Source organism: Phenylobacterium sp., assembly GCF_036821595.1.
Classification (GTDB): Bacteria; Pseudomonadota; Alphaproteobacteria; order Caulobacterales; family Caulobacteraceae; genus Phenylobacterium.
Genome location: NZ_DAISJG010000176.1, coordinates 1 through 1,813 on the forward strand (window position 1 = coordinate 1; position 1,813 = coordinate 1,813).

Genomic DNA, 1,813 nt, shown 5'->3' on the forward strand with positions numbered 1-1,813 from the left:
GGCGGCCACAAGGTCTACATCCACACCGGCGAGTACGACGACGGCGAGCTCGGCGAGATCTTCATCGACATGCACAAGGAAGGCGCCGCCTTCCGCTCGCTGATGAACAACTTCGCCATCGCGATCTCCATCGGCCTACAGTACGGCGTGCCGCTCGACGAGTTCGTCGACGCCTTCGTGTTCACCCGCTTCGAGCCCGCGGGCCCCGTCACCGGCAACGACACGGTGAAGTCGGCGACCTCGATCCTCGACTACATCTTCCGCGAGCTGGGGGTCTCCTACCTGGGCCGCCACGACCTCGCGAGCGACGACCCGGGCGCGCTCAACGCCGACGGCCTGGGCCACGGCAAGGCCGACGCCGTCCCCACCGACGAGCCGCAGCCGGCCTCGCGGTTCATCTCCCGCGGCTTCTCGCGCGGCGCGGCGCCGGACAACCTCGTCTTCCTGCCGACGGCGCGTCCGGGCGGCCCGGCGCGGGATTCGGCCGAGGTCTGCGCGGCCTGCGGCGACATCGCCGTGGTGCGCAAAGGGTCGGCCCTGATCTGCGAGACCTGCGGGGCTCGCGCGGCCCGCACCGGCGAGGACCAGGCGACCTAATCCTTCAAGAATTACCGCGAATTAAGTGGCGCCCGCAGGTCGAACGGCTCACATGGCCGGGTAGTCGCAAGGATTTTGCCGCGTCATGAGCCGACTGAGCCCCCTGCTGACCGCCGCCGCCTTGCTCTGGCTGGCCGCGCCGGCCGCCGCGTCGGCGATGGCCCTCGGCGAGAAGGAAGTGGCGCGGGTCAACTCGTTCGGCGGCTCCTGCGTCAAGTGCGAGCTGTCCGGCCGCAACATGGAAGGCGCCCGGATCATCGGGGCCGACTTCTCCGGCGCGGCCCTGGTGGGCGCCAACCTGCGCAGCGCACGCTTCCACGCCTCCAACTTCGCCGGGGCCGACCTCTCGCGGGCCGACCTGTCGGACGCCTCCATGGCCGGGGCCGACTTCTCCCGGGCCAACCTGTCGAGCGCCAGGCTGCGCTCCACCGAGGCCGACGGCGTGAGCTTCGGGGCGGCCAACCTGACCCGGGCGGACCTCTCCGACGCCCAGGCCACCGGCGTGAACTTCCGCAAGGCCATTCTCACCCACGCGATCCTCCGCGCCGTCGAGATGCGCGGCGGCATGTTCAGCGAGGCCGAGCTGACCCGGGTGAACCTCTCCGACGCCGGGCTGCAGGGCGCCAACTTCAGCCGCGCGGTGATGCAGAGCGCCGTGCTGCGGGCCGCGGAGCTGCATGGCGCGAACCTCAGCCGGGTGGACGCCCAGGGCGCCGACTTCCGCGACTCCGAGCTGAACGGCGCGGTGCTGTCCGCCGGGCGCTTCAGCCGGGCCTCGTTCCGCGCCGCGGACCTGACCGGCGCGGTGCTCTCGGGCGGGACCTTCGACGGCGCGGACTTCCGCGACGCCGACCTGACCAAGACGATGATCGCCGGCGCCGACCTCTCGAAGGCCCGCGGGCTCAACCAGGACCAGCTCGACGAGGCCTGCGCCGACAGCCGCACCAAGCTGCCGCCGGGGCTCTCGGGCCGCAGCTGCCACAACGTGCGCTTCATCGTGCACCGCAAGCCGAAGCCCGCGCCGCCGGCCCCGCCCGCGCCCCCGGCGCCGCCGGCGCCGCGCTACATCGTCTCGCTCCCCTAGGCCTTGATCGGCGGGGCCAGGCGGATGTGCAGCTCCTTGAGCTGCCGGTCGGCCACCTCGGACGGGGCGTTCATCAGCAGGTCCTGACCCTGCTGGTTCAGCGGGAAGGCGATGACCTCGCGGATCGCCGTC

3 protein-coding genes are annotated in these 1,813 nt (G+C 72.0%); 2 read left to right on the forward strand and 1 reads right to left on the reverse strand.

The window, feature by feature from the left end:
• Nucleotides 1-597: TSCPD domain-containing protein (locus V7Z97_RS20365; RefSeq protein ID WP_442958059.1), on the forward strand; the 597-nt coding region annotated here is incomplete at its 5' end.
• Nucleotides 598-682: 85 nt separating this feature from the next.
• Nucleotides 683-1,681, forward strand: coding sequence for a pentapeptide repeat-containing protein (locus tag V7Z97_RS20370; protein ID WP_334165447.1), 999 nt, complete (start codon nucleotides 683-685; stop codon nucleotides 1,679-1,681).
• On the opposite strand, the gene V7Z97_RS20375 is transcribed toward V7Z97_RS20370, so the two are convergent.
• On the reverse strand, nucleotides 1,678-1,813 hold a 136-nt coding region (locus V7Z97_RS20375; protein WP_334165448.1), incomplete at its 5' end, for a hypothetical protein. The genes V7Z97_RS20370 and V7Z97_RS20375 overlap by 4 nt on opposite strands.